The organism is Deinococcus pimensis DSM 21231 (assembly GCF_000519345.1).
Taxonomy (GTDB): domain Bacteria; phylum Deinococcota; class Deinococci; order Deinococcales; family Deinococcaceae; genus Deinococcus_A; species Deinococcus_A pimensis.
In genome coordinates this window covers 45455-46074 of sequence record NZ_KI912670.1, presented here as the reverse complement: position 1 = coordinate 46074, position 620 = coordinate 45455, and the positions used below count along the sequence as shown (strand labels likewise).

Below are 620 nucleotides of genomic sequence, written 5' to 3'. Positions count from 1 at the left end.
CGACCCTGCGCGACGTCGCCCGCGCCGTGGAGGACGTCGCGCCCGAGGTGGCGGGCGTCGCGGCCCGCGCGATCTTCGAGTCGGACTGCCGCGCGCTCCTCGCCCGGGCGCGTCATCCGGTCCTCGTGACGCAGACCCGCTCGGACGTGGCCATCCCCGAGGCCGTGGGTCACTACCTCGCCCGGGAACTTCCGGACGCCGAACTGGTCTTCCTGCCGGGCGTGGGGCACCTGCCCATGCGCACCGAGCCCGGCGCCTTCAACGCGGCCCTGCGGGCGTTTCTCGCGAGGACCTGACCCTGCGCTCCGCTTTCCCGCCCGGGAGGACGGCTTGAGCTGGCTGTGGCGTGTGGCGCTGGCCGTCCTGCTGCTGCTCGGCGCGCTCTTCGTCGTCGTGGAGGCGCTCGGGCTGCCCCTGCTCACCGACCCCACGCCGTGGCTGGGCTCGGGCGCGGTCCCCGCCGTGGTGGGCACCGCACTGCTCGTCGCGGACGTCTTGCTGCCCGTCCCGTCGAGCGTCGTGATGGTGGCGTACGGCAGCCTGTACGGCGTCGCGGCAGGCACCGCGCTGTCCGCGCTGGGCGGGGTCGGCGCGGCCCTGCTGGGGTACGCCGTGGGCCG

Annotated in this window: 2 protein-coding genes; both read left to right on the top strand. The window is 75.6% G+C overall.

The window, feature by feature from the left end:
- A partial coding sequence (locus DEIPI_RS32765) for an alpha/beta fold hydrolase (protein ID WP_045234738.1) occupies positions 1-296 on the top strand: 296 nt, incomplete at its 5' end.
- A gap of 34 nt (positions 297-330) precedes the next feature.
- Positions 331-620, top strand: a 290-nt coding sequence (locus DEIPI_RS40405; RefSeq protein ID WP_045234737.1) for a TVP38/TMEM64 family protein, incomplete at its 3' end; no start/stop codon positions are given.